23 protein-coding genes are annotated in these 23,497 nt (G+C 70.6%); 10 read left to right on the top strand and 13 right to left on the bottom strand.

Annotated elements, in window-relative coordinates:
• The first annotated feature begins 18 nt into the window (after nt 1–18).
• The 5 genes from SLINC_RS46305 (at nt 19) to SLINC_RS28660 (ending at nt 3,930) form a co-directional block, all read left to right on the top strand.
• The gene (locus SLINC_RS46305) at nt 19–453 is read left to right on the top strand and encodes an SMI1/KNR4 family protein (RefSeq protein ID WP_079164765.1); all 435 of its coding nucleotides are present in this window, start codon (nt 19–21) and stop codon (nt 451–453) included.
• Nucleotides 454–490: 37 nt separating this feature from the next.
• A complete protein-coding gene (locus tag SLINC_RS28675; protein ID WP_067438675.1) occupies nt 491–1,744 on the top strand; it encodes a DUF1266 domain-containing protein in 1,254 nt (417 codons plus the stop codon).
• 51 nt (nt 1,745–1,795) lie between these two features.
• The gene (locus SLINC_RS28670; RefSeq protein WP_067438672.1) at nt 1,796–2,080 is read left to right on the top strand and encodes a hypothetical protein; all 285 of its coding nucleotides are present in this window, start codon (nt 1,796–1,798) and stop codon (nt 2,078–2,080) included.
• A 301-nt stretch (nt 2,081–2,381) separates the two neighbouring features.
• Complete coding sequence (locus SLINC_RS28665) at nt 2,382–3,272, top strand: helix-turn-helix domain-containing protein (protein ID WP_182449214.1); 891 nt, start codon at nt 2,382–2,384, stop codon at nt 3,270–3,272.
• 49 nt (nt 3,273–3,321) lie between these two features.
• Nucleotides 3,322–3,930: a Uma2 family endonuclease gene (locus tag SLINC_RS28660; RefSeq protein ID WP_067438667.1), complete on the top strand. Its 609-nt coding sequence runs from the start codon at nt 3,322–3,324 to the stop codon at nt 3,928–3,930.
• Here SLINC_RS28660 and SLINC_RS28655 read toward each other — a convergent pair whose 3' ends face one another.
• From SLINC_RS28655 to SLINC_RS28635, 5 genes are all read right to left on the bottom strand, one after another.
• Complete coding sequence (locus tag SLINC_RS28655) at nt 3,931–4,296, bottom strand: hypothetical protein (protein ID WP_067438664.1); 366 nt, start codon at nt 4,294–4,296, stop codon at nt 3,931–3,933. It lies immediately after the preceding gene.
• Between the two features lie 74 nt (nt 4,297–4,370).
• On the bottom strand, nt 4,371–5,681 hold the full coding sequence (locus tag SLINC_RS28650; RefSeq protein ID WP_067438661.1) for an Nramp family divalent metal transporter: 1,311 nt from the start codon (nt 5,679–5,681) through the stop codon (nt 4,371–4,373).
• A 109-nt stretch (nt 5,682–5,790) separates the two neighbouring features.
• Entirely contained in the window at nt 5,791–6,273 is a 483-nt protein-coding gene (locus SLINC_RS28645) for an ATP-binding protein (protein ID WP_079164764.1), read from the bottom strand.
• A gap of 67 nt (nt 6,274–6,340) precedes the next feature.
• Nucleotides 6,341–7,243, bottom strand: coding sequence for an MEDS domain-containing protein (locus SLINC_RS28640; RefSeq protein ID WP_067438658.1), 903 nt, complete (start codon nt 7,241–7,243; stop codon nt 6,341–6,343).
• 231 nt (nt 7,244–7,474) lie between these two features.
• Nucleotides 7,475–10,066, bottom strand: coding sequence for a LuxR C-terminal-related transcriptional regulator (locus tag SLINC_RS28635; protein ID WP_067438655.1), 2,592 nt, complete (start codon nt 10,064–10,066; stop codon nt 7,475–7,477).
• Between the two features lie 286 nt (nt 10,067–10,352).
• Between SLINC_RS28635 and SLINC_RS28630 the strand changes: the two genes are divergently transcribed.
• On the top strand, nt 10,353–11,687 hold the full coding sequence (locus tag SLINC_RS28630; protein ID WP_067438653.1) for a M14 family metallopeptidase: 1,335 nt from the start codon (nt 10,353–10,355) through the stop codon (nt 11,685–11,687).
• A gap of 61 nt (nt 11,688–11,748) precedes the next feature.
• Here SLINC_RS28630 and SLINC_RS28625 read toward each other — a convergent pair whose 3' ends face one another.
• The 6 genes from SLINC_RS28625 to SLINC_RS28600 form a co-directional block, all read right to left on the bottom strand.
• Complete coding sequence (locus SLINC_RS28625) at nt 11,749–12,141, bottom strand: hypothetical protein (RefSeq protein ID WP_067438650.1); 393 nt, start codon at nt 12,139–12,141, stop codon at nt 11,749–11,751.
• Between the two features lie 48 nt (nt 12,142–12,189).
• A complete protein-coding gene (locus SLINC_RS28620; RefSeq protein WP_067438647.1) occupies nt 12,190–12,906 on the bottom strand; it encodes a hypothetical protein in 717 nt (238 codons plus the stop codon).
• Between the two features lie 147 nt (nt 12,907–13,053).
• Entirely contained in the window at nt 13,054–14,532 is a 1,479-nt protein-coding gene (locus tag SLINC_RS28615) for a GntP family permease (protein WP_067438644.1), read from the bottom strand.
• A gap of 127 nt (nt 14,533–14,659) precedes the next feature.
• Complete coding sequence (locus SLINC_RS28610) at nt 14,660–15,070, bottom strand: RidA family protein (protein WP_067438641.1); 411 nt, start codon at nt 15,068–15,070, stop codon at nt 14,660–14,662.
• Entirely contained in the window at nt 15,067–15,831 is a 765-nt protein-coding gene (locus SLINC_RS28605; protein WP_067438638.1) for an IclR family transcriptional regulator, read from the bottom strand. Before SLINC_RS28605 ends, SLINC_RS28610 begins: the two co-directional genes overlap by 4 nt.
• Nucleotides 15,828–16,874 (bottom strand): sugar kinase, encoded by a 1,047-nt coding sequence (locus tag SLINC_RS28600; protein WP_067438636.1) that lies wholly within the window; start codon nt 16,872–16,874, stop codon nt 15,828–15,830. The genes SLINC_RS28605 and SLINC_RS28600 overlap by 4 nt, the downstream gene beginning before the upstream one ends.
• A gap of 135 nt (nt 16,875–17,009) precedes the next feature.
• On the opposite strand from SLINC_RS28600, the gene SLINC_RS28595 reads away from it, so the two are divergent.
• Together SLINC_RS28595 and SLINC_RS28590 are read left to right on the top strand one after the other, a co-directional pair.
• The gene (locus tag SLINC_RS28595; protein ID WP_067438634.1) at nt 17,010–18,275 is read left to right on the top strand and encodes an amino acid deaminase; all 1,266 of its coding nucleotides are present in this window, start codon (nt 17,010–17,012) and stop codon (nt 18,273–18,275) included.
• A 10-nt stretch (nt 18,276–18,285) separates the two neighbouring features.
• Nucleotides 18,286–19,893, top strand: coding sequence for an N-acyl-D-amino-acid deacylase family protein (locus SLINC_RS28590; protein WP_067438631.1), 1,608 nt, complete (start codon nt 18,286–18,288; stop codon nt 19,891–19,893).
• 13 nt (nt 19,894–19,906) lie between these two features.
• Here SLINC_RS28590 and SLINC_RS28585 read toward each other — a convergent pair whose 3' ends face one another.
• Both SLINC_RS28585 and SLINC_RS48130 read right to left on the bottom strand, forming a co-directional pair.
• On the bottom strand, nt 19,907–20,767 hold the full coding sequence (locus SLINC_RS28585) for a S1 family peptidase (protein WP_067438628.1): 861 nt from the start codon (nt 20,765–20,767) through the stop codon (nt 19,907–19,909).
• Nucleotides 20,768–20,933: 166 nt separating this feature from the next.
• Complete coding sequence (locus tag SLINC_RS48130) at nt 20,934–21,599, bottom strand: hypothetical protein (RefSeq protein WP_067438626.1); 666 nt, start codon at nt 21,597–21,599, stop codon at nt 20,934–20,936.
• Between the two features lie 125 nt (nt 21,600–21,724).
• On the opposite strand from SLINC_RS48130, the gene SLINC_RS28575 reads away from it, so the two are divergent.
• The gene (locus tag SLINC_RS28575; RefSeq protein ID WP_067438623.1) at nt 21,725–22,936 is read left to right on the top strand and encodes a pyridoxal phosphate-dependent aminotransferase; all 1,212 of its coding nucleotides are present in this window, start codon (nt 21,725–21,727) and stop codon (nt 22,934–22,936) included.
• A 73-nt stretch (nt 22,937–23,009) separates the two neighbouring features.
• A complete protein-coding gene (locus tag SLINC_RS28570) occupies nt 23,010–23,414 on the top strand; it encodes an SCO4983 family protein (RefSeq protein ID WP_067438620.1) in 405 nt (134 codons plus the stop codon).
• Nucleotides 23,415–23,497 lie beyond the last annotated feature (83 nt).

Below are 23,497 nucleotides of genomic sequence, written 5' to 3'. Positions count from 1 at the left end.
CCAGGGATGGTGTAAGTAATGTGGCGTGAACTGGCCATGGAATTTACCGATGTCGAGTTGCACGACCCTGCAATCGCAGCCTCCCTCTCGGACATTGAAGAGCGACTCGGGCAGCCCATTCCACTCCCCCTTCGAGCGCTGCTCACAGAGACCGACGGAATTGCAGCCCAGTACGGGACAGAATTTATCTGGACCTCCGAAAGGATTCTCACAGAAAATTTGGATTTCCGTCGCAGCGAACAACTCAAAGCACTGTATATGCCATTTGATTCACTGATGTTCTTTGGCGACAACGGAGGGGGAGACCAGTTCGCATTCGTGCGAACGCCTGAGCGAGATGACGTATTCGTCTGGGATCACGAGACGGACAGTCGCACATGGATCTCACCTTCGCTGGAGAGGTTCCTCCGAGATGCTCTGGCTAGTGGCGGAGATGACTGGTATCGGCAGTAGCATCAACCCGCACCACACCGGATACGAAGGATCAGGCATGTCATTCGGGCCTCCACCGGTCGGCTTCGGTTCCTCCAGCGGGCCCGCGTGGACCCCGCCGACCGCGATCGAGCGGGCGCTGTTGGAGGCCAAGGGGCGGGAGGACTGGGCGGCTTACTTCACCACGCTCGCGCAGAACCGGCTGTACTTCGAGATACGACGGGACAAGGCGGATGCCGAGCCCGGTGGGACTTTCCCCGTGTTCGGGCATGATCTGCGCACCGGAGGTCAGGTCTGGGCCGTGTACACCGCGGGGATGTTGCCCGCGCCGGAACCGGATCGGGTATTCGACAGGGAGCGCCTGGGTTGGTTCGCGACGGTGTGGCGGCCGACCGATCCTCCGTTCATCGTGGTCAACCCCGGAAGTCCGTGTGAGGCGTTCCTCCCGACGGCCCCACCGAATTCGGCCGCATGGTCCCAGTACGACCCACGCGTCGGCGATCCCGACCCGAAGCATGTGCTGCGCGCTCTTCACGTAGGGGGTCCACTGCACGGTCCGGTCGCGCACGGACTCGCCTGTGGCGCTCTGCTCTGTGTGAACAACGGCTCCTTCTGGAACGCCGTGGCCTGGCACGGAACGGGTTATCCCAACGAACGCAAGCTGCTCCGTGAGTGGTGGGGTATCACCACGCGTGCGGAGTGGCTGTCCGCCTTGGCCGGCCTGCTGGCCTGTGAATCGCACAGTGGTGTGTGGGAGTTCGCTCTCCAGCTGCGCCGGACCATTGCGCGTGACTTCGGTGGGCATGTGGACGTGGGGTACTGGCGGCAGGCCGCCGCCAATGTCATCCGCGCCAATTCCGAGGGGTCCGTCGTGATCACCGAGGACGGTGCGACAAAGACCGAGCCACGGCCGGAGTCCGAGACCGAGGCCCGGATCGTGGGTGTGCAGCGGCTGATCGGACGTATCGCGCGGTACGAGGCCCGCATGCGTGCCGACGGGGTGCTCGACGACAAGCGGTACGTCTCTTCCGTGGACGCCTGGGATCTCGGAAGGGCCTCGAAGATGGCGCGGTGGGGACTCGGGGCCCGGTTCGGGACCTTGGAGGAGGCTGAGGCAGCCGTCATCCGGGCGGGGCGTAGCGCGGCGCTGTCGTACAAGTCGTGGCCGGACTTCTCCGCCGGTTACATTCTCGGTCGTTGTCTGCACTTCGACGACGAGGAGTTCGGGGATTGGTACACCGAGATGGTCGACGCCCATCGGATCCTGATGTCCGACTCCGGTAGCCCTTGGCTCAACATTCCCTTCCGGTAGATGTCCCGTCCTTGACGGACTGTGCCTCGACCATGAAATGGCCAGCTCACCGTGACACTCAGCTCACGCATCACACGGCGCGTCTCCAGGGACTACGCCGAGCAGGACCGGCAGGCCGTCGAGGAGGTGCTGTTGGGGGTCGTGGACGGTCGGGGAGTGGGGAGTGACGGGGCGGAGAGGATCGTCGCGGCTGTTCTGCTGCACGCGGCGGGAGACGTGGATCAGCTTCTCGCCATGGCGAACCTGGCCCAGGTGGACTTCCGGGACGTTCTGATGGGTTCCGGGCTCGAACACGGTGACTGGGCCGCTCGGTTGGATGCCGAGTTCGGAGACTGAGCGCTGCTGCCGGCCGTCGTTTTGACCGGAGCGCGGAGTGCCCTGCTTCGGTCGGGGGTGCTCCGATGGGGCGGGAGGTCTTCCCAAGGAACGAGAGGGTGAAAGGACCCCCACCAAACCCCACCCTCTACCCCGCAGGACGCTCTCACTCGCGCGGGTGAACATCTCCAACTCAGGTGGATTTCGCACCGGTTGCCTGCCCTACGCTCGGCGCGACACAACCGCAGACATGCGACGGCCCTCGCCGGGACTGCAATCCCAGTGCGAGGGCCTGACCATCAAGGAAGTAAAGGGCTTCCCGATGGATACCGAAAACCCTAGCGTGCCCCCGCACGCCCAGTCCCGCGTTGGCGCCAACAAGCACCCGAACCGGCGGCGCCCCGACACCGGTGGCGGGCTCGTGCACGACAACAGCCGTCACACCGCCCGCTTCACGGTGATCGGCAACCACCTCGCGCAGCACCCGGAGCTGTCGGGGCTGGCGATCGGGCTGGCCGTGTACATCCAGTCGCTGCCCAGCGGTGCTCGCGTCGACATCAAGACCCTGACCGTCCGGTTTCCCGAGGGGGCCACCCGTATCGCCGCCGCCCTGCGTGAGCTGGAGGCCCACGGCTATCTGCGTCGCGAGCGCACCCGCGTCTCAGGCGGCCGTATCGTCACCCGCACGGTCTCCTGCAATCAGCCGGGCAATCAGCACAGCGACCAGCCGAAGCCACTGTCCGCAGGACGCCTTTCTCCGGTTTCTCCGGCTGCTTCGGCTCTCGGGCGGCGCCCTCCGCGCCCCCTCCCCGCCGTACCACATCCGGCCCACCCCGCCCCCGCCCTGCTCCAGACCGCCACCGACCTCCTCATCGGGCTCCGGCGGCTTGATCCCCGGCTGCTCCTGTCCGCCCGGGACACCGGCCACCTCGCCAACGGCGTCGCCGCCTGGCTTGAGCGTGACGTCAGTGTCAGCGCCGTGCGGCAAGCGCTGACCAGCGATCTTCCTTCCGAGGGGCTGCGGCGGCCTGCCGCGCTGCTGGCGCACCGGCTGGCCGCTCAGCTGCCGCCTCCGCCGGCCTTCCGGAGCGCGGGGCCGCCGCCCGACGTACGCCATCCGCTTCGGAACTGCGACGGCTGCGACCGTGCCTTCCGTGCCCCCGCCCCCGGGCGCTGTCGCGGCTGCCGACCCGATCGCTCCGAGGCCGCCTAGCATGAACGTGACGATCCTTGCCCCTGGGCACAGACGAGGAGCGAGCGCCATGACCATCGCCTCAGGCAACGCGCGACAGGGCGCCTCCCATCGGTACAAGGCCATGCGGGATTTCGTTCAGTCCACGGACGACTCTCTGCCCGGCAAGCTCGAAGTCACCAAGGAAGGGATCGTCCACGACATGATGGCGCCCGTCGGCCCGCATGAGCTGACCACCGTGCATCTCCGCAGACGCCTCGAAAAGGTGATGCCGGAAGAAATCGTGGCCCACACCGGGGAGCCCGACGTCGAGGACGAAGCCGAGGGAATCATGCGTCGGCCCGACGTGATGGTGATCGCTCTGTCGGACATGGACGTTCCGGGCTCCTTCGACCCCCGCACACTCCTCGCCGCCATCGAGATCGTCTCCCGCTCGAACCCGGACAACGACTGGGTGAGCAAGGTGCGCGACTATCCCCTGATCGGCATCCCGGCCTACGCGATCTTCGACCCCCGCACCGGCACCGGCGCCGTCCTCACCGACATCCACGCCACGCCCGAAGGCCCCCGTTACGCCACCCGTAAGGACTTCGTCTACGGCGAGGATGTCACCATCGGCGACTGGACGATCTCCACGGACGGGCTGCCGCGCTACCAGGACCCGGCAGCCGGGGCCTGATCAGCCCATCGGGCGGTAGTGGCCGAGGACGGCTCCCAGGTGGGCCAGCCACTCCGTCAGACGGGTCCTCGGTTTCGCCTCGACCACGCACTCGTAGAAGGTGCCGTCGAGGTGGACGACGGCCATCATGAGGTGTCTGCCGGACGGGCCGGGCTTGTAGTGGACGCTGCGGATCTCGGGCCAGGGGAAGTCGGCCGAGATGTCGTTGATCTCGAAGGTCACGCCCTCCGCGTCCACCACGATCGAGTTGCGGCGGTCGACCGCCATGAACTCCGGGCCCGTCAAGTGTAGTTGTGGGGGCGGGCCGAAGCCCGGGGGCGGTGGGGGCGGTGGCTGGTTGCCGTACGGCTGGGGGTGGGTGGTCATCGTCCTTGGGGCCTGGGTTCGGTGGGTCCTGAGGGTATCTCGCCCTCAGGACCCGGCCCCGGTTCAGGATCCGGCTAGAAGAAGTCCGCCCACGGCTGGTCCCAGATCTGCTTCACGCACAGGACCAGGAAGAGCAGGCCCGCGATGGCCAGCATGGCGTTGCTGAGGAGGCCGTTGCGCCATTCGGTCGGTACGCGGGAGGAGTTGAGGAGCCAGATCAGGGTGCCGGCCAGGAAGGGGAGGAAGGCGGCGCCGAGGACGCCGTAGAGGATGATCAGGCGGAAGGGCTGGCCCTGGAAGAGGAGGATGATCGGGGGGAAGGTCAGCCAGAGCAGGTAGGCGCGGAAGGGCCAGGACTTCTCGCGCGCGCCGGAGGCGACCTCCTCGCCCTTCACCTCGCCGCGCTTCCGATAGCGGGCGACGAAGTCGGCGAACATCAGGCTCACGCCGTGCCAGACGCCGATGAGGGACGTGAAGGACGTGGCGAAGAAGCCGATCAGGAAGAACTTCGCCGTGGCCGTGCCGTACTTGTCCTCCAGGATGTCGCTGAGCTGGATGAGGCCCTTGTCGCCGCTCGCGATCGCGACGTTCGCGGAGTGGAGCAGTTCCGCGCCGACGAAGAGCATGGCCACGACGAAGATGCCGGTGGTGGCGTAGGCGACGCGGTTGTCCAGGCGCATCACCTTCATCCAGCCGGTGTTGGTCCAGCCCTTGGCGTTGACCCAGTAGCCGTAGGCGGCGAGGGTGATCGTGCCGCCCACGCCGCCGATCAGGCCGAGGGTGTTGAGGACGGAGTCCTTCTCGTCCGGCAGGACGGGGAGCAGGCCCGCGAAGGCGTGGCCGAGGTTCGGGGTGACCCGGATCGCCAGGTAGACCGTGACGACGAACATGACGCCCACCAGGACCGTCATGACCTTCTCGAAGACCTCGTACTTGTTGAACCAGACGAAGACCAGGCCGACCAGGCCACAGGCGATCGCCCACCACTTCAGGCCCATGACGTCCGGGAACAGGGCCTGGAGGGGGAGCGCGCTCGACGACATCGCCGCCGCGCCGTAGACGAAGCCCCAGATCACGACGTAGACGATGAAGAACCACGTCGTCCAGCGGCCCAGGCTCGCCCAGCCGTCGAACAGGGTGCGGCCGGTGGAGAGGTGCCAGCGGCCGGCCGCCTCGGCGAGGGAGATCTTGACCAGGCAGCCGAGGACCGCGGCCCACAGGAGGGTGTAGCCGAAGTTGCTGCCCGCGATGAGGGTGGCGACGAGGTCGCCCGCGCCGACGCCCGTCGCGGCCACGACGATGCCGGGGCCGATGTACTTCCAACTGGACTTTCGCGGTGCCGAAGGGGCCGCGCCTGTCGTTGTGTTGCCCGTGGTGTCCGCCATGCGGATCAAGAAAGCGTAAAGAGGGGCGGGGCACAAGAGGGCGTGCGGTGAAGGAAACCGGTGGTGCTCCCGGCCCCGGCGGCTGGGCGGTTCCGCCGGGGCCTTCGCGCTACGGCCGTCTCCGGCCGCAGTCGTCGGAGCCGCAGGTGCCCAGCTCGAACCAGACCGTCTTGCCGGGGCCGTCCTGGTGGCAGCCCCAGCGGCGGGCCAGGGCGGCGACGAGGAACATCCCGCGGCCGCTCTCCGAGGTGCCCGCCTCCAGTACCTGTGGCGTACGGCGGCCGTGGTCGGCGACCTCGCAGCGCAGGGTGCCGTGGGCGGCCGTCAGGGTGAGGCGGAAGCGGCTCGCGGAGTGCAGCAGGGCGTTCGTGGCCAGTTCGCTGACCAGGAGTTCCGCCGCGTCGAGTATGTCCTCGTGGTCGGTCAGGCCCCATTTCTCCAACTGCCGTCGCACCTCCGCGCGGGCCTCGCGGACGGCCGAGGGGCGGGGGTCGTACTCGACGCTCATGTGGCCCGCGCCCAGGGGCGGCTGCGGGTACGCGCCGTACCGGGGGTCGGGGTCCGGGAGGGCTGCCCCGGAGAGTTGCAGCATGGTGTCAGGGTGTCCTTGCGCGGGCCGTGGGACACGGGGAGGACTACCTGATTCCTTACCTGTACGGCTACGCATATTGGAGGCGGACCGTCGCGCCCGTGGGGTGGTCGCGGATGTCGACGTACGCGCAGACCTGGCGGGTGAACCACAGGCCCTGGTCGGGGTCCAGTTCGGCGGTGGGGGGCGGGACGAAACCGGCGAGGGGGTCGTCCACGCGGCGGGTCGTACGCAGTTCGCACACGCAGGACGGGGCCTCGCCCCACAGGAGAGCGTCGGTGACCGGGCCGAGGGTGCTGCTCGCCGCGGTGATCGCCTCCGTGAACAACTCGGCGTCCGCCACGGGGAGTCCGCGGGCGCGGGCCCATTGGCGTACGGCCGTCGCGGTGGCCGCGGTGGTGGTCGGACCGGTGAGGGGGTGGGCGTCGGGCGGGGGTGGGGGGAGCGGTACGGCGTCCAGTTCGGCCGTGATGCGGGCCGGGTCCTCGTAGGCGTCGGTGTCGGGGTGGGTGCGGCGGGCCGCCTCGATGACGGTGGGGGGCGCCGTGCGGGTGTCGTAGGCGCACAGGGCTGTGGTCGCGAACGGGGCGAAGAGGAGGTTGGCGAGGGCCTCGTAGCGGATCCACTCCGCGGTTTCGCGGGGGTCGCGGCCTGCTCGGCCGTTCCACACGGGTTCCATGAGGAGGTGGGCTCGGCCGCCGGGGCCGGCGTGGGTGGCCAGGTAGTCGGCGCTTTGCGCCACGGCGTTGGCCGCGGAGCCGGTGTACCAGTCCGTGCTGGGGATGAGGGCGATGTGCTTGATGTCGTTGCCCAGGGCTTCTCGGAGGAGGTCGAGTTTGTCGGGGGCGGCGATGGCTACGGGTGGGGGTTCATCGGGGGTGGACAGGGCTTCTGTGAGGAAGGGGAGGGCTGCGGTGAGGAATTCGTCGTCTGCGCCGTAGGTGGTCATGCGGTGGGTGAAGGGGGTGGGCATGAGGGTTCCTGGGGGTTGGGGGGCGGGGGTCTGGGGTCGGGCTGGGTGCTGTTGGTTGGGCTGTGCTCGGGGGGGCTGGGGGGGGTGGGATTCGCTTGCCCGCGCTTGCGGGGTGCCGCCTTTCTGTGGGACGGGTGCCGCCCTAGGCGGCACGATTGCCCGCAGGAATGGCGGCGGAATTGCGCGACCAGTCCGCGTCGGCCCGCAGGCGCGCGTCGACCGGACACGGCACTACGACCGCCGCGGTCCAGGCTGCGCGGCAACCCGTTGGGCCGTAACCCACGTGGCGATCTGGCTGCGGTTGTGGAAGCCGAGTTTGGTGAGGATGCGTTCGACATGGCCTTCGGCGGTGCGGCGGGCGATCACGAGGCGGTCGGCGATCTGTTGGTTGGCGAGACCTTGGGCGACGAGTTCGGCGACCTGGGCCTCGCGGCGGGTGAGGTGGACGGGTGGGGCGTCCTGCGACGGGGACGGGGTGGGCGGGTGGTCGGGGAGACCCGGTTCCTGGAGGGCGTAGCCGACGATCTCGGGGAGGGCGAGGCCGGCGCCGCGGTCGTAGCAGGCGGTGAAGGCGGCGCGGCCGATCGCGGAGAGGACGCGCTGTTCGCTGTCGTGGCGGGTGGCGCACAGCGTCCGTGAGCCCCAGCGGTCGCGGTCCACGGCGGTCCAGACGTGGTCGGCGCCGCCGAGCAGGACGGCCGCGCGTTCGTGGGCGCCGCCCTCCGTGGCGATGAGCGCGGCCAGGTCGAGGGTGAGGGCGATGCCGAGGGTGTCGTTGACGGCGAGTTTGAGGCGGAGGGCCTCGCGGGCGTGCCGTTCGGCGCGCGGCCAGTCGCGTTTCACGGTGTGGGCGAGGGCGAGCATCCGCAGGACGTAGGAGCGCACCCACTGCTCTCCGTGTGCCTCGCACAGGCGCAGGGCCTGTTCGCAGATCTGTACGGCACGGTCCGCCTCGCCCAGGAAGCCGAGCGCGCAGGCGAGTTCGACCTGGTCGAGGCCGACGAGGCTGAGGTGCTGGCCGGGGACGCGGCCGCGGGCGACGGAGGCCTCGAAGTGGGTCAGCGCGGCCGGGAGGTCGTCGGCGAAGAGGCGGATGACGCCGATGGCGTAGTCGGCGTGGGCCGCCTCGGCCGCGTCACCGAGGCGGTGGGCCAGGGCGCGGGCCTCCTCGGCCCGGCGCCTGCCCCGGGTGAGGTCCTCGGGGCAGCCCGCCAGCAGCCCCGCGACCCACAGTCCCCGGGCCCGCTCCCGCGTCGGCTCGGGGTTGGCCTCCAGCGCCCGGTCCAGCCAGTACCGCCCCTCACGCGGCGCACCGCACGCGTGCCAGTAGAACCAGAGGGTGCCGGCGAGCCGCAGGCCGGCCAGGCGGTCGGTGGGGGAGGCGGAGGCGGGATCCGGGGCGGAGACCAGGGCGTGGGCGGAGGCCGGAGCGGGGGCCGAGGCCGGAGCGGGGGCCGAGGCAGGAACCCGGGCGGGGAAGCTCGCGGCGCCACCGCCCTCCGCCTCCCCCACGCCTCGCCCGTCCCCAACCCCCGCACCCCGACCGTCCGTCAGCCCCGCACCCGCACCCGCACCCGCACCCGCACCCGCACCCGCACCCGCACCCGCACCCGCACAACCGAACTCCAACGCCACCCGCAAGTTGTCCTGATCCGCCCGCAGCCGCGTCACGATCTCCCGTTGTCGCGGGCCGAACCACGCCCGTTCGCAGGCCGCGGCGCGTTCCTGCATCCAGTCGCGGTGGCGGCGGCGGGTGGCGAGTTCCTCGCCCTCGCGGGCGCGGAGGCGGGACAGGCCGTAGTGGCGCAGGGTGTCGAGGAGGCGGTAGCGGACGCCGTCGGGGCCGGGTTCGCGGCACAGGACGGACTTGTCGACGAGGCCGGCGACGGCTTCGAGGACGTCGTACGACAGCACCTGCTCGCCGTCGGCGCACACGGCCTCGGCGGTCTCCAGGTCGAAGCCGCCGGCCGGGACGGAGAGCCGGGCCCAGACCAACCGCTCGCGCTCGGTGCACAGTTCGTGGCTCCAGTCGACGGCGGCGCGCAGCGTCTGGTGGCGGGGCAGGACGGTGGGGCTGCCGGAGGTGAGGAGGCGGTAGCGGTCGTCGAGGCGTTCCAGGAGTTGTTCGACGCCGAGGACGCGCATGCGGACGGCGGCGAGTTCGATGGCTAGCGGGAGTCCGTCGAGGCGTTGGCACAGGCGGGCCACGGCGGCGCGGTTGGCGGCGGTGAGCTGGAAACCGGGGTCGACGGCGGCGGCGCGGTCGGCGAAGAGGGCGAGGGCCGGGTAGCCGTCGGCGGCGGAGAGGTCGCCGTCCGGGTCCGGGACGGGCAACGGCCGTACGTCCAGGAGGTGTTCCTCGGTGAGGCCGAGGCGGTGGCGGCTGGTGGCGAGGACCCGGACGCCGGTGGTGCCGCGCAGCAGGGCGGTGGCGAGTTCGGCGCAGGCGGTCAGCAGGTGTTCGCAGTTGTCGACGACGAGGAGCAGGCGCTGGTCGCGTACGTGCTCCACCAGGGCGGCCAGGGGTGGCCGGGCGGAGTGGTCGTGCAGACCCAGGGCGTCGGCGACGGCGAGCGGGACGAGGGCCGGGTCGTGCAGCCCGGCCAGGTGCACGAAGCGGACGCCGTCGGGGAAGGCGCGTTGGACCCGGGCCGCGACGCGTGCGGCGAGACGGGTCTTGCCGACGCCGCCGGGTCCGGTGAGCGTGACCAGCCGGGCGCGGGCCAACAGCTCGCGGCCCTGCGCCTGTTCGTGGCGCCGGTCGACGAAGCTGGTCGTCTCGACCGGCAGGAGGTGGTCCCGTCGTGGCGCTGATCCGCCCATGATCAGCCGTCCTGTGGGTGCGTTCCGAGATCCTCACTCTCTCCCCGGCTCTACATATATGCACGTGCTGGTCACACCTGGGAGTGGACTTGGCCGAGGGGCACCACGGGGGAGGCGGTGACGCGTACACTGCGCGGCCGCCTGCGGGGACGGAACATTTCAAGCCACCGCGTCTTTATTCACTCTTGACCTGCTCATGCCATAAGCAGACGATAAGCGGCACACCCGCACCCGCACCCGCACGGCCCGTACGTCGCTGAACCACCCCCCACCCCTAGGAGACTTCATGCGACTCCGCATACGCGGCTCGGGCGGCCGCAGACGCTACGCCGCGTTCGCCGCCGTCCTCGCCCTCACCCTCGCGGCCCCCCTCTCCGCGAACGCGGACAGCGCCGCGAAGCCCGTCCCCTCGGCCGACGACATCCGCCAGTACGAAGTGCACATGCACTCGGACTCCAAGTCCCGTACGGCACTTCAGCGATCCGGTGTCACGGTGGACGACGCCGACGACCACTCCGTCTACGTCTCCGGACGCGCGGACCAGGTCAAGAAGCTCCGGCAGCAGGGCTACGACGTCACGCCGATGGGCGCGGTGCCGGACCGGTCGAACGGCGAGGACGACGTACGGCTCCTCGACTTCCCCTCCGCCGACTCCCGCTACCACAACTACGCCGAGATGAACGCGGAGATCACCACGCGGCTCTCCGCCTACCCGAACATCATGAGCCGGCGCGTGATCGGCAAGTCGTACCAGGGCCGGGACATCGTCGCGATCAAGATCAGCGACAACGTGGCGAGCGACGAGGCCGAGCCGGAGGTGCTGTTCACCCACCACCAGCACGCCCGCGAGCACCTCACCGTCGAGATGGCGCTGTACCTCATCCGCGAACTGGGCGCCGGCTACGGTTCCGACTCCCGCGTCACCAACATGGTCAACGGCCGCGAGATCTGGATCATCCCGGACCTCAACCCCGACGGCGGCGAGTACGACATCGCCAGCGGCTCCTACCGGTCGTGGCGCAAGAACCGGCAGCCCAACTCCGGTTCCTCGTACGTCGGTACGGACATGAACCGCAACTGGAACTACCGGTGGGGCTGCTGCGGCGGCTCGTCCGGGTCACCGTCCTCCGACACGTACCGGGGTTCGGCCGCCGAGTCCGCGACCGAGGTGAAGGTGGTCGCCGACTTCGTCCGCAGCCGGATCGTGGGCGGCACCCAGCAGATCAAGGCGGGCGTCGACTTCCACACGTACAGCGAACTGGTGCTGTGGCCCTTCGGGTACACCACCGCCGACACGACGACGGGGATGACGGCGGACGACCGGAACGCCTTCGCGACGGTCGGACAGAAGATGGCCGCGAGCAACGGCTACACGGCGGAGCAGTCGAGCGACCTGTACATCACCGACGGGTCGATCGACGACTACCTCTGGGGTACGCACAAGATCTTCGGCTACACCTTCGAGATGTACCCCTCCTCCAGCGGGGGCGGCGGTTTCTACCCGCCCGACGAGGTCATCGAGCGGGAGACGTCCCGCAACCGGGACGCGGTGCTCCAACTGCTGGAGAACGCGGACTGCATGTACCGGTCCATCGGCAAGCAGGCCCAGTACTGCGCCTAGGCAGTCGGTAGTACGGCAGGCCGGCGCCGGGGGGTTCACCTCCCGGCGCCCCTCTCGCCGCTCACCCGTCCGTCGTCGGCCGGGCCAGGCACAGCACACCGCCGAGCAGCGCGAACACGGCCAGCAGCAGCGCGGTGTCGGTGTCGTCGATCCGGGTGCCCTCGACCACGTGGGTCCCGATGAACCACCAGGCCGCCCCGCCGGCCAGGGCCAGGACCCGGGTGCCGCGTTCGCCGAGCAGGCGCATGCCCGCCCACAGCAGGAGCGGCATCGCCAGGACGCCCGTGCAGGTCGCCAGCAGGGCCTGCGCCCACCCGGCGCCGATGGACCCGGGTTCGGCCGCCGCGACGGCCTCCGCCCACTTCAGCAGACGCTCCCAGCTCGCGAAGCAGACCATGGCCGCGACCGCCGACACGACCGTGCCCTTGCACCAACGGGCGGTGTTCCTCGTCATGCCCTCACCGTGTCATGGGGGCGTCGGCGGGAGCGTGAGTACGCGTACTCAGTCGGCGTTCTTCTCAGACTTCTCCGGCTTCTCCGTCTTTTCCAGCTTTTCCGACTTCGCCGCCGTCTCCGCGTCTGCGTCGTCCGCCACGGCGTCCTCTTCGGCTACGGCGTCCTCGTCGGCGCCGTCCTCGAAGTACGCGTCGAGCACCGCGTCCAACCGCTCGTCCCACTCGGCGAAGCGCGACCGCGAGCTCGCCTCGATCTCGATGGGGTACCAGCGGCGGTCGGGGGTGTGCACGGTGATGGTGAACCGCTTGCCGAAGCGGGCGGTCTCCGTCTCGACGGCGCCGATCTCGTCCCAGCGGAACTCGCAGGCCTGGTCGTCCAGGGCGAGCCGTACGCCACGGTGGTCGGCGACGATCTTCGCGCGGCGGTCGGAGACCTCGAAGACGGGCCCCTCGGGAACCGTCTCTTCAGCCTCCTCGGCCGATTCAGCCTCCTCGGCTTCACCGGCTGCGATGGCTTCACCGGCTTCCGCGGGTTCCTCGGCCGCCTCGGTCTTCTCCTCCTCCGCCGCTACGGCCGTCTCCGCGGGCTCCCCGGAGTCGGCCGCCGCGGCCTTCTCCGGCCCCGCGGCCTCGCTCTCGGGCGTGTCCGACGCCTTGGCGTCGGCCCCCGCGCCGGACACGGGTGAGGTGAGCCCGGGGATGAAGGCCGGGTCGAATCCGGCGCCTTCCAGGGGCTGGCTGCTCGAACCAATGCGCTGCTCCACAGCGGGCAGTATGGTCGACAAACCTGTGCCGGACACAGTCGCCCCCACTTTCGTTATGAGACGCCTACACCCGGCACACGGCACCCCCGTTCGTTTTGTCACGCCTGATCCCCTTGCGGGGGAACCGGGGTGCCGCGAGCCGCGGCCCTAGACGAACAGGCTGAGCACCGCCGCCACCACGAACCCCACCACCGACAGCACCGTCTCCAGGACGGTCCACGTCTTGAGGGTGTCGCGTTCGCTGATGCCGAAGTACTTGGCGACCATCCAGAAGCCGCCGTCGTTGACGTGGGAGGCGAAGATGGAGCCGGCGGAGATCGCCATGATGACGAGGGCGACGAAGGCCTGGGAGTGGTCGCCCGCGGCCAGGAGCGGGGCGACGATGCCGGCGGTCGTGACGATGGCGACCGTCGCGGAGCCCTGGGCGACGCGCAGGACGACCGAGATCAGGTACGACAGGACGATGATCGGCAGGCCGACGTCGTTGAAGGTGTCGGACAGCGCCTGGGCGACACCGCTGGCCTTGAGGATCGCGCCGAAGACACCGCCCGCGCCGACCACGAGGAGGATGTTGCCGACCGGCTTGAGGGAGGCGGTCGACACCGTCTCCAGGGACTTGCGGGACCAGCCGCGGCGGATGCCGAGGAGGTAGTACGCGAGGAGCAGGGCGAGGGTGAGGGCCACGAAGGGGTGGCCGAAGAACTCGATCACCGAGCGGCCGGTGGAGGGGTCCAGGGCGATCGAGGAGAAGGTGGCCGCGAGGATCAGGATCAGCGGGGTGCCGATGATGCCGAGGACCGTGCCGAGCGGCACCGGCTCCTCGCGGGGCGCGACGCCCTGCTCGCGCTGCTCGTTGACGACCGCGAGCCTGGCCTCCTCCGCCGCCTCGACCATGTCCTGCGGTACGGCGACGAAGATGCGGCGGCCGATCCAGGCGGAGAACGCCCAGGCGGCGAGCACGGCCGGGATGCCGCAGACGACGCCCATGAGGATGACCCAGCCGAGGTCGACGTGGAGGAGTCCGGCCGCGGCGACCGGGCCGGGGTGCGGGGGCAGGAAGGCGTGGGTCATGGACAGACCGGCGAGGAGCGGAAGGCAGTAGAGCAGGATCGACTTGCCGCTGCGCTTGGCCGCCGCGTAGACGATCGGCGCGAGGACGAAGATGCCGACGTCGAAGAAGACCGGGATGCCGAAGATGAGGCCGGTCATGCCCATCGCGAGGGGTGCCCGCTTCTCGCCGAACACCCCGAGCAGTCTGGACGCCAGCACCTCGGCGCCGCCGCTGACTTCGAGGATCGCACCGAGCATGGTGCCCAGGCCGATGATGATCGCGACATGGCCGAGGATGCCGCCCATGCCGGACTCGATGGTGGAGACGGCGTCCGAGCGCTGGACCGTGCCGAAGAGTTCGGTGACCGACAGACCGGCGAGCAGGCCGACGGCTATGGAGACGGCCAGGAGGGCGACGAAGGGCTGGAGACGGGCCTTGATGATCAGGAAGAGCAGCAGGGCGATACCGATGGCGGCGACCGTCAGCAGCCCTGCGGTGCCGTCGATCCAGAGGAGCAGGCCTCCGGTGTGGGGTGGGGTCTCGGCGGGGGCGGTCGCCGCGAGCGGAAGGGACATGAGGGGGTCCTCTGCGTAAGTACCGTAAGTGCATGGGGCTTTCGGGCAGGGGGGAGCGCGGCACGGCACCCCGTGAGGTGCCGTGCCGGGTACGACGTGCGGGAGTTGAGGAGGTGTCGGCTGCGCGTCAGCCGAGGACGGCGAGCGCGTCGATCTCGATGAGGAGTCCGGCGGGCAGGCCGACGTAGACCGTCGTGCGGGCGGCCGGGGGCGCGGTGAGGCCCTGCTCCTCGAAGTAGGTGTTGTAGATGCCGTTCATCTCGGCGAAGTGGTCCACGTCGGTCAGGTAGACGCGGATCATCATCACGTCGTCCCAGCTCGCGCCGCCCTCTTCGAGGATCGCCTTGACGTTGGCGAGGGTCTGGAGGGTCTGCTCGCGCAGGGTGGGGCCGGCGGGCGTGGGCGGCTTGCCCTCCTCGGCGGGGAGGAAACCGACCTGACCGGCGACTTGGAGGATGTTCCCCTTCTTCACGCCGTGCGAGAACTTCGCGGGCGGGGTGGTGTGGGTCTTGGGGGTGAGCGCGATCTTCTCGGTCATGGGGTGACTTCCTTGACGGGGGTCTTGCCGGAGTACTCCCCGCTGATCGTGTCCGCGGTGCGGCGGACCAGCGGGAGCAGGGTGAGGAGTTCGTCGGCGGTGACGACGACGTTGGGCGCGGAGACCGACATCGCGGCCACGACCCTGCCGTCGGCGCCGCGGATCGGTGCGGCGACGCAGTTGATGGACTCCTCGTGGCCGCCGAGGTCGGTGGCCCAGCCCTGTTCGCGCACCCGCTCCAGCTCCTTGAGGAAGGCAGCGGCGTTGGGGGTCGAACGGGCCGTGTACAGGGGGTAGTCGAGCTTGTCGGCGAGGGCCCGGCGTTCGGCCTCCGGCAGGTCGGCCAGGAGGAGTTTCGCCACGGCCGCGACGGTGATGGCGACGGGCTTGCCGATCCGCGAGTACATCCGGACCGGGTAGCGGCTCTCCACCTTGTCGATGTAGAGGACCTCGTCCTCCTCGTAGACCGCGAGGTGGACGGTGTGGCCGCACTGTTCGTTCAGGCGGGCCAGGTGGGGGTGGGCGATCTCGCGGATGTCGAGGTTCTCCATCGCCTCCTGGGCCAGCGCGATCAGGCGGGCGCCGAGGCGGTAGCGCTGGTCGGACTGGCGGTAGACCAGGCCGTGCTCGTGCAGCGTGCGGAGGAGGCGCAGGGCCGTGGACTTGTGGACGCCGAGGCGGTCGGCGACCTGGCCCAGGTCGGCGGGGCCCTCGGCGAGCAGCGGCAGGATGCTCAGCGCGCGGTCGACGGTCTGGCTCATGGGGTGTGTACCTCCTCCTCGGCCCGGTGCGCGGCTGCTGTCCAGCCGGGGCCGAGTCGAAGTCTCCCCCACGCGGTGTCGTCCAGGGCCGCCAGACGGTCGGCGTGGTCGCGGGCGGGGGGCGGGGCGAGGTCGCCGGGTGCGGTGAGGGTGGCCGCGGCGTGGAGGTGGCCGTGGCGCAGGCGGTCCTTCAGGGGCAGGCCCCGGAGGGTGGCGGACAGGAAGCCGGCGGCGAAGGCGTCGCCGGCGCCGACGGCCGCCACGGGGGTGACGTGGAGGGCGGGGACGAAGGCGGGCGGGACGCCGGTGAACGCGGTCGCTCCCCTCGCCCCCTGCTTCACCACCACGACGGACGGCTCCGGCAGCATCTCCCGGATCGCCGCCGGGCCCCCGGTCACCCCCCACGCCTCCTCCGCCTCGTCCTCTCCCACGAACACGATGTCGGCGCCGCGGGCCAGGTCCAGGAGGACCCGCGGCCCCTCGGCATCCCGCCACAGGCCGGCCCGGTGGTTGACGTCGAAGGAGACGAGGGGGCGTTCCGGGCGGGAGGCCGTCAGCGCGCGGAGGAGGTCCAGGCAGTCGGCGGACAGCGCCGCCGTGATCCCCGACAGATGCACGACCCGGCCCGCGCGCACGGCCGCCATGTCCAGGTTCTCCACGGACATCGCCGAGGCCGCCGACCCCGCCCGGTAGTACGCCACCTCGTGGGCGTCCGTGGCCCGGTCCCCCGCCGTACGGAAGTACAGGCCCGTCGGGCGCTTCGGATCACGCCGTACGGACGTCACGTCGACGCCCCACCCTCCGATCGTCTCGACCAGGTGATCCCCGAACCCGTCACCGCCCACCCGGCTGACCCACCGCACCGTGTGCCCGGCGGCGGCCAGCCCACACGCCACGTTGGACTCCGCGCCCCCGATCCCCCGCTCGAAGGAGGGGACGTCGGCGAGGCGGCCGGGCCGGGAGGGGAGGAAGGTGACCATGGACTCGCCGAGCGCGACGACGTCCACGACGTCGGGGGCATTGCAAGGTCCGGTGACGGTCACGATCGTCGTAGCTCCTCGGTGTGTGCGGGGGCGGCGGCTCCGTTGACCCCGCGTTGGCCGAGATGTTAGACAGCGGTAAGCGATATACGCAATGAGCGTTGCAGAGAATGCAACCCATCAGATCAGGGAGGCTCCATGAGTGCCGAAGCGCTCGACCGCCTGGCCGAGGAACGCGTGGACCACCGCTTCAAGGGCCTCCCCCCGGACGCCGACGGCCTCACCGTCGGCGAGCTGGCCGCCCAGCGCCGCAATCTCTTCACCGGCGGTTTCGCCACCCCCGTCCTCGCGCTGTCCGCCGAGCGCCTGGAGCACAACCTCGCGCTGATGGAGACGTACGCGACCCGGCACGGCCTCGCCTTCGCCCCGCACGGCAAGACCTCCATGGCCCCGCAGCTGTTCCAGCGGCAGACCGACCGCGGGGCGTGGGGCATCACTCTCGCCGTGCCGCACCAGGTGCGGGTGGCGCGGGCCTTCGGCGTACGCCGGGTCTTCCTCGCCAACGAGCTGGTCGACGCGGCGGCCCTGCGCTGGATCTCCGCCGAGCTCGACGCCGACCCGTCCTTCCGTCTCGTCTGTTACGTCGACTCCGTGCGCGGCGTCGCCCTCATGGACGCGGCCCTGCGCGGGGCGAAGCGCCCCCTGGACGTCGTGGTCGAGCTGGCCGCCGGTGAGGGCGCCCGCACCGGCGTCCGTACGGAGGCGGAGTGCGCGGCGGTCGCGGACGCCGTGGCGGACACCCGGACCCTGCGGCTGGTGGGGGTCGCGGGGTACGAGGGCGAGGTGCCGCAGGCCACACCGGAGCGGGTGCACGCCTGGCTGCGGCGGCTGGTCGCGCTGGCCGTCGACTTCGACAAGGCCGGGCGGTTCGCCCAGGCGGACGAGATCGTCGTCAGCGCCGGCGGCAGCGCCTGGTTCGACGCGGTGGCCGACGTCTTCGCGGAGATCCCCGGCCTGTCCGCGCCCGTACTGAAGCTGCTGCGCTCGGGTGCCTACGTCTCGCACGACGACGGCCACTACCGCAAGATCACGCCCTTCAACCGGGTCCCGGAGGAAGGTGCCCTGGAGCCCGCCTTCCGTCTGTGGACCCAGGTCGTCTCCCGGCCCTCCCCCGAGCAGGCCTTCACCAACGCCGGCAAGCGGGACGCGGCCTACGACCTCGACCTGCCCTTCGCCCAGGTGGTCCGCCGGGACGGTGTCGAGCGCCCGGCCGCCGGGATCGAGGTGACGGGCCTGTCCGACCAGCACGCCTGGCTGCGGACCGCGCCGGAGGCGGAGCTGGAGGTCGGCGACTGGGTCGGCCTCGGGCTGTCCCACCCGTGCACGTCCTTCGACAAGTGGCAGCTGATCCCGGTCGCGGAGGCGGACGGCACGGTCGTCGACTACATCCGTACGTTCTTCTAGGAGGTCCGGCGTGGAAGAGCTCGTCATCCGGGACGCGGACGTCGTGGACGGCTCGGGCGGTCCGTCGTACCGAGCCGATGTGGTGATCGACCACGGTCGGATCGTGTCGATCGTCCAGGAGGCCGCGGCGGCCGGCTGTCAACGGCCGAAGGCCCGCCGGGAGCTGGACGCCGAAGGGCTCGTCCTCTCCCCCGGCTTCATCGACATGCACGCCCACAGCGACCTCGCTCTGCTCCGCGACCCCGACCACAGCGCCAAGGCCGCGCAGGGCGTGACGCTCGAAGTGCTCGGCCAGGACGGGCTGTCGTACGCGCCGGTCGACGACCGCACGCTGGAGGAGGTCCGCCGGGCCATCACCGGCTGGAACGGCTACGGCGACGACATCGACATCGACTGGCGGTCGGTGGGCGAGTACCTCGACCGGCTCGACCGCGGGATCGCCGTGAACGCGGCCTATCTCGTGCCGCAGGGCACGGTCCGCGCCCTCGTCGTCGGCTGGCAGGACCGGGAGGCGACGCCCCGGGAGCTGGACCGGATGCGGCAACTGGTCGCCGAGGGCCTGGAGCAGGGCGCCGTCGGCATGTCCTCGGGTCTGACCTACACGCCGGGCATGTACGCCAAGGACGCCGAACTGACCGAGCTGTGCCGGGTGGTGGCGTCGTACGACGGCTACTACTGCCCGCACCACCGCTCGTACGGGGCGGGCGCGCTGGAGGCGTACGAGGAGATGGTGGCCCTCACGCGGGAGGCGGGCTGCGCGCTCCATCTCGCCCACGCCACCATGAACTTCGGTGTGAACGAGGGCCGGGCGCCGCAGCTGCTGGCGCTGCTGGACGAGGCGCTGGACGGGGGTGCCGACATCAGTCTCGACACGTACCCCTACACGCCCGGCTGCACCACCCTGGTGGCGATGCTGCCGAGCTGGGCGAGCGAGGGCGGTCCGGAGGCGGTCCTCGGGCGGCTGGCCGACGAGGAGACCGCGGCCCGTGTCCGGCACCACATGGAGGTGATCGGGGCGGACGGCTGCCACGGCGTGCCCATCGAGTGGGACACGATCGAGATCTCGGGGGTGAGCGACCCGGCGCTCGCGGACTTCGTCGGCCGGACCGTCCAGGAGTCCGCCGACCTGCGCGGCGAGGAGCCGTGGGTGACCGCGCGCCGGCTCCTGCTGGAGGACCGGCTCGGCCCGACGATCCTCCAGCACGTGGGCCACGAGGAGAACGTCCGCACGATCATGCGCCACCGCGTCCACACGGGCGGCTCCGACGGCATCCTCCGGGGCGGCAAGCCGCATCCGCGGGCCTACGGCACCTTCCCGCGGTATCTCGGCCGGTACGTACGGGAGTTGGGCGTGCTCTCCCTGGAGGAATGCGTCGCCCACCTCACCTCGCGCCCCGCGGCCCGGCTGCGACTGCCGGACCGCGGGCTGGTCCGCGAGGGCTACAAGGCCGACCTGGTCCTCTTCGACCCGGCGACGGTGGCCGCCGGGTCGACCTTCGACAACCCCCGGGTGCTGCCGACGGGAATCCCGTACGTCCTGGTCGACGGCCGTTTCGTCATCGAGGAGGGCCGCCGGACGGACGTACTGGCGGGACGAGCGGTCCGCAGGACCGAGTAGCCCCCTCCGTCCGCTACGGCTTGGGCAGGGTGCAGCCGCTCCTGCTCAGGTCCAGCTTGTTGTCGAGGCCGAAGCAGGCCGGGATCTGGTAGGTCTGCTGGGCGTAGTTGATGCCCTGGCGGACGGTGACGGTGCCGCTCTCGCTCACCTCGCAGGGGTTGTTGTCGGTGCAGCGGCCGCCGTCCTCGTTGCCGGTGTTGTTGACGGCGACGACCTTGCCGGTGGCGTTGTCGATGACGGGCGAGCCCGAGGTGCCGCCGATGGTCTGGCAGGCGGAGGTGTAGCGGACCGAGTCCTTCCAGGTCCACGCGCCTTCCTTGAGCCGGTAGGCGAAGCCGTCGACGTTGCAGGCGTACGTCCGCTTCCAGTAGCCGGAGACGACCGTGATGGCGCTGCCGGCGGCCGGGCGGGTGTCGTTCAGGGTGAGCGCGGTGATGCCGTACGAGCTCTTGATCTGCGCGTACGTGGTGGTGAGCTGGTACAGCGCCACGTCCGTGTCGGTCATCGTCCCGTAGGCGATCTTGCTGGCCCGCAGGGTCCCGAGCCGGGTCCCCGCGGAGTTCAGCAGCCCGAAGGTACGACTGGAGGCCCGGTCCACGACGACCGTACCGGCCGGCGGAAAGCCGGTCTCCAGGCAGTGGCCGTTCGACATCACCATCGCCGGGTCGTCGTCCTCCGACGCCGGGAAGCGGACGACGGACCCGGAGCAGTTGCTGAGCGAGACGGTGCCGGCGAAGGTGACGGCCTGGACGGCGGGGGCCGCTCTGTCCTCGGCGAGGGCGGCTCTGTCCTCGGCGGGCGCCGCGACGGCGGGCGCCGCGCCCGCCCCGGTGATCACCAGGGCGAAGAGCGCGGCGACGAGAGGCTTCTTCATGTGGGGGTCCCCTCTGCATGACGAGAGTGACCGGAGATCTTCCGGCCACTCGTTTTTTGTCATGCGCATTGTGAACCGAGGGGCATCCGGGGACAAGGAGCTGTTTCAGGCCCGGGCTTGGCGGATTTCCGCCCGTCCGGCTCGGCCGCCCTGCCGGGCCCGTCCGCTACCTGGGGCCCTTGCTGGCGCCCTGACCCCGTCCCGGCCTGGCGTCCGAGTTGCCGGGGGCCGAGTCGGTGGGGGTCTGCGACGTGGTGGGGGTCGGATCGGGCGAGGGGGGCTTTGTGCCGCCCTCGGCGGCCGGGGCGGTCGTCGGGGCCGCCGGGCTCGTCGACGGCGTACCGGCGGTGGTGGGTGCCGCGGGACCGGAGCCGTCCGACGGGCGGTCGCCGGAGCCCGGGTCCGTGGAGGTGGCCGGATCCGGGGCCGTCGCGGTGTCGCCCGCCGCCGGAGTCCTGCGGTCGTGCTCGCCCGGTGCGCCACCGGGCGAGCCGGAAAAGGAGAACCAGGCGATCAGCACGGCAGCGGACACCGTGCCGGCCACGCCCGCGGCGACCGCCACCCGGCGTGAGCGCCCGGCGCCCGCGCCGCGGCGCTTGCGGTGGCCGCGCCCGTGGGAGGCGACACGGTGTTCCGGCGGCGCCGCGGGCGGGGCCGGACCGTCGGCCACCTGGGGCAACTCGGCCGTCTCGTCGTAGGTGTTCTGCCAGCCGTGCGCGGCCGCCGGATCCGCGTACGTCTCGTAGGCGGGTGTCACCCCGCCCCTCGGGTGGTACACGTTCGGCGCCCCCTGGGGCTCCGTCCCGTTTCCGTGCTCACCTGGCCTCGACATGGCGGCGAATTCTAGACAAGGGAGGGGCTCGCGGGACAAACGCCGACGACAACGCCCCGCACCGCGCGTCTCACGTGGCGGAAAACACGACCCACCCGGCGTTACCCCGCCGTAAGCTCCCAGACATGCAGGTGATCCAGTCGACCAAGCTCGCCAACGTCTGTTACGAGATCCGGGGCCCGGTTCTCGAGGAGGCGATGCGCCTGGAAGCGGCGGGGCACCGCATCCTCAAGCTGAACACGGGCAACCCGGCGGCGTTCGGGTTCGAGTGTCCGCCGGAGATCCTGGAGGACATCCTCCGCAACGTCTCGACGGCCCATGGCTACGGCGATGCGAAGGGCCTGCTGGCGGCGCGCCGGGCGGTCGTCATGCACAACCAGACCCTCGGCATCGAGACGGACGTCGAGCACGTCTTCATCGGCAACGGCGTCTCCGAGCTGATCGTGATGGCCATGCAGGGCCTGCTGGACGACGGCGACGAGGTCCTCGTACCGGCCCCCGACTACCCGCTGTGGACCGCGGCCGTCTCGCTGTCCGGCGGCACCGCCGTCCACTACCGCTGCGACGAGCAGTCCGACTGGATGCCCGACCTCGCCGACATCGAGCGCAAGGTCACCGACCGCACCAAGGCGCTCGTCATCATCAACCCCAACAACCCGACGGGGGCCGTGTACGACGAGGCGATGCTGCGGGGCCTCACCGACATCGCGCGCCGGCACAACCTGCTCGTCTGCTCCGACGAGATCTACGACAAGATCCTCTACGACGAGGCCACGCACACACCGACCGCCAAGGTCGCCCCGGACCTGCTGACCCTCACCTTCAACGGCATGTCCAAGGCGTACCGCGTCGCCGGTTACCGGGTCGGCTGGATGGCGATCTCCGGTCCGCGCGCGCACGCCGACTCCTACATCGAGGGTCTGACGATCCTGGCGAACATGCGTCTGTGCGCGAACATGCCGGGCCAGCACGGGGTGGTGGCCGCGCTCAGCGGACGGCAGACCATCAACGACCTCGTCCTGCCGGGCGGACGGCTGCGGGAGCAGCGGGACGTGGCCTACGACCTGCTGACCCAGATCCCGGGCGTGAGCTGTGTGAAGCCGAAGGGGGCGCTGTATCTCTTCCCGCGCCTCGATCCGAAGGTCTTCAAGATCAAGGACGACCGGCAGATGGTCCTGGACCTGCTCCGGCAGGAGAAGATCATGGTCGTCCAGGGCAGTGGCTTCAACTGGCCCGAGCCGGACCACTTCCGGGTGGTGACCCTGCCGACGGCCCGGGATCTGCGGTCGGCGATCACCCGGATCGGGAACTTCCTGGACGGTTACGGACAGCCGTAGATCTTTTGGCTCCGCTCAACTTTAGACGGAATCTAAGCTAAGATGGCTTCCTGACTGCACAGGAGGCCATCCCATGTACGAGCCGATCCGCACCAAGTCGGTCCACAGCACGATGGCCGGCACCCCCTCCGACTTCCCCCACCGCTCCCGCGAGGAAGAGCTGGACATCCAGCTCGCGGGCCACCTCTCCGCACTGCTCGCCGTCACGGACGCGCTGCGCTCGCTCCAGCCGGCCGAGGACCTCGACGCCGCCGCCGAGCGGCTCGCCGAGCAGGTGACGCGCTTGCGGGGCGGCGGTACGCCGGTCCGCGCGGTCGCCTCCGGCACGGGTGACAGTGCGGCGCTGCACGAGCGGGCGCATGCTCTCGCGGGGCGGGCGCTGGTGGTCGCCGCGTCGCGTGCCGACACGGCGGTGGCGATCCTGGCCGCCGAGCGTATGGATGCGCATTCCGCTGCGCGGAGCGCTGCGTTGGCTTGAGCCGGGGGCGCCTAATCGCCGTAGGGCGCTGTGCCGTCTTGCGGGTGCGGGTCCGTTGTGGCTGATCGCGCAGTTCCCCGCGC

This window comes from Streptomyces lincolnensis (genome assembly GCF_001685355.1).
GTDB lineage: Bacteria > Actinomycetota > Actinomycetes > Streptomycetales > Streptomycetaceae > Streptomyces > Streptomyces lincolnensis.
Note: the sequence above shows the minus strand (reverse complement) of the source record. Positions and strands in the feature narration are given on the sequence as shown.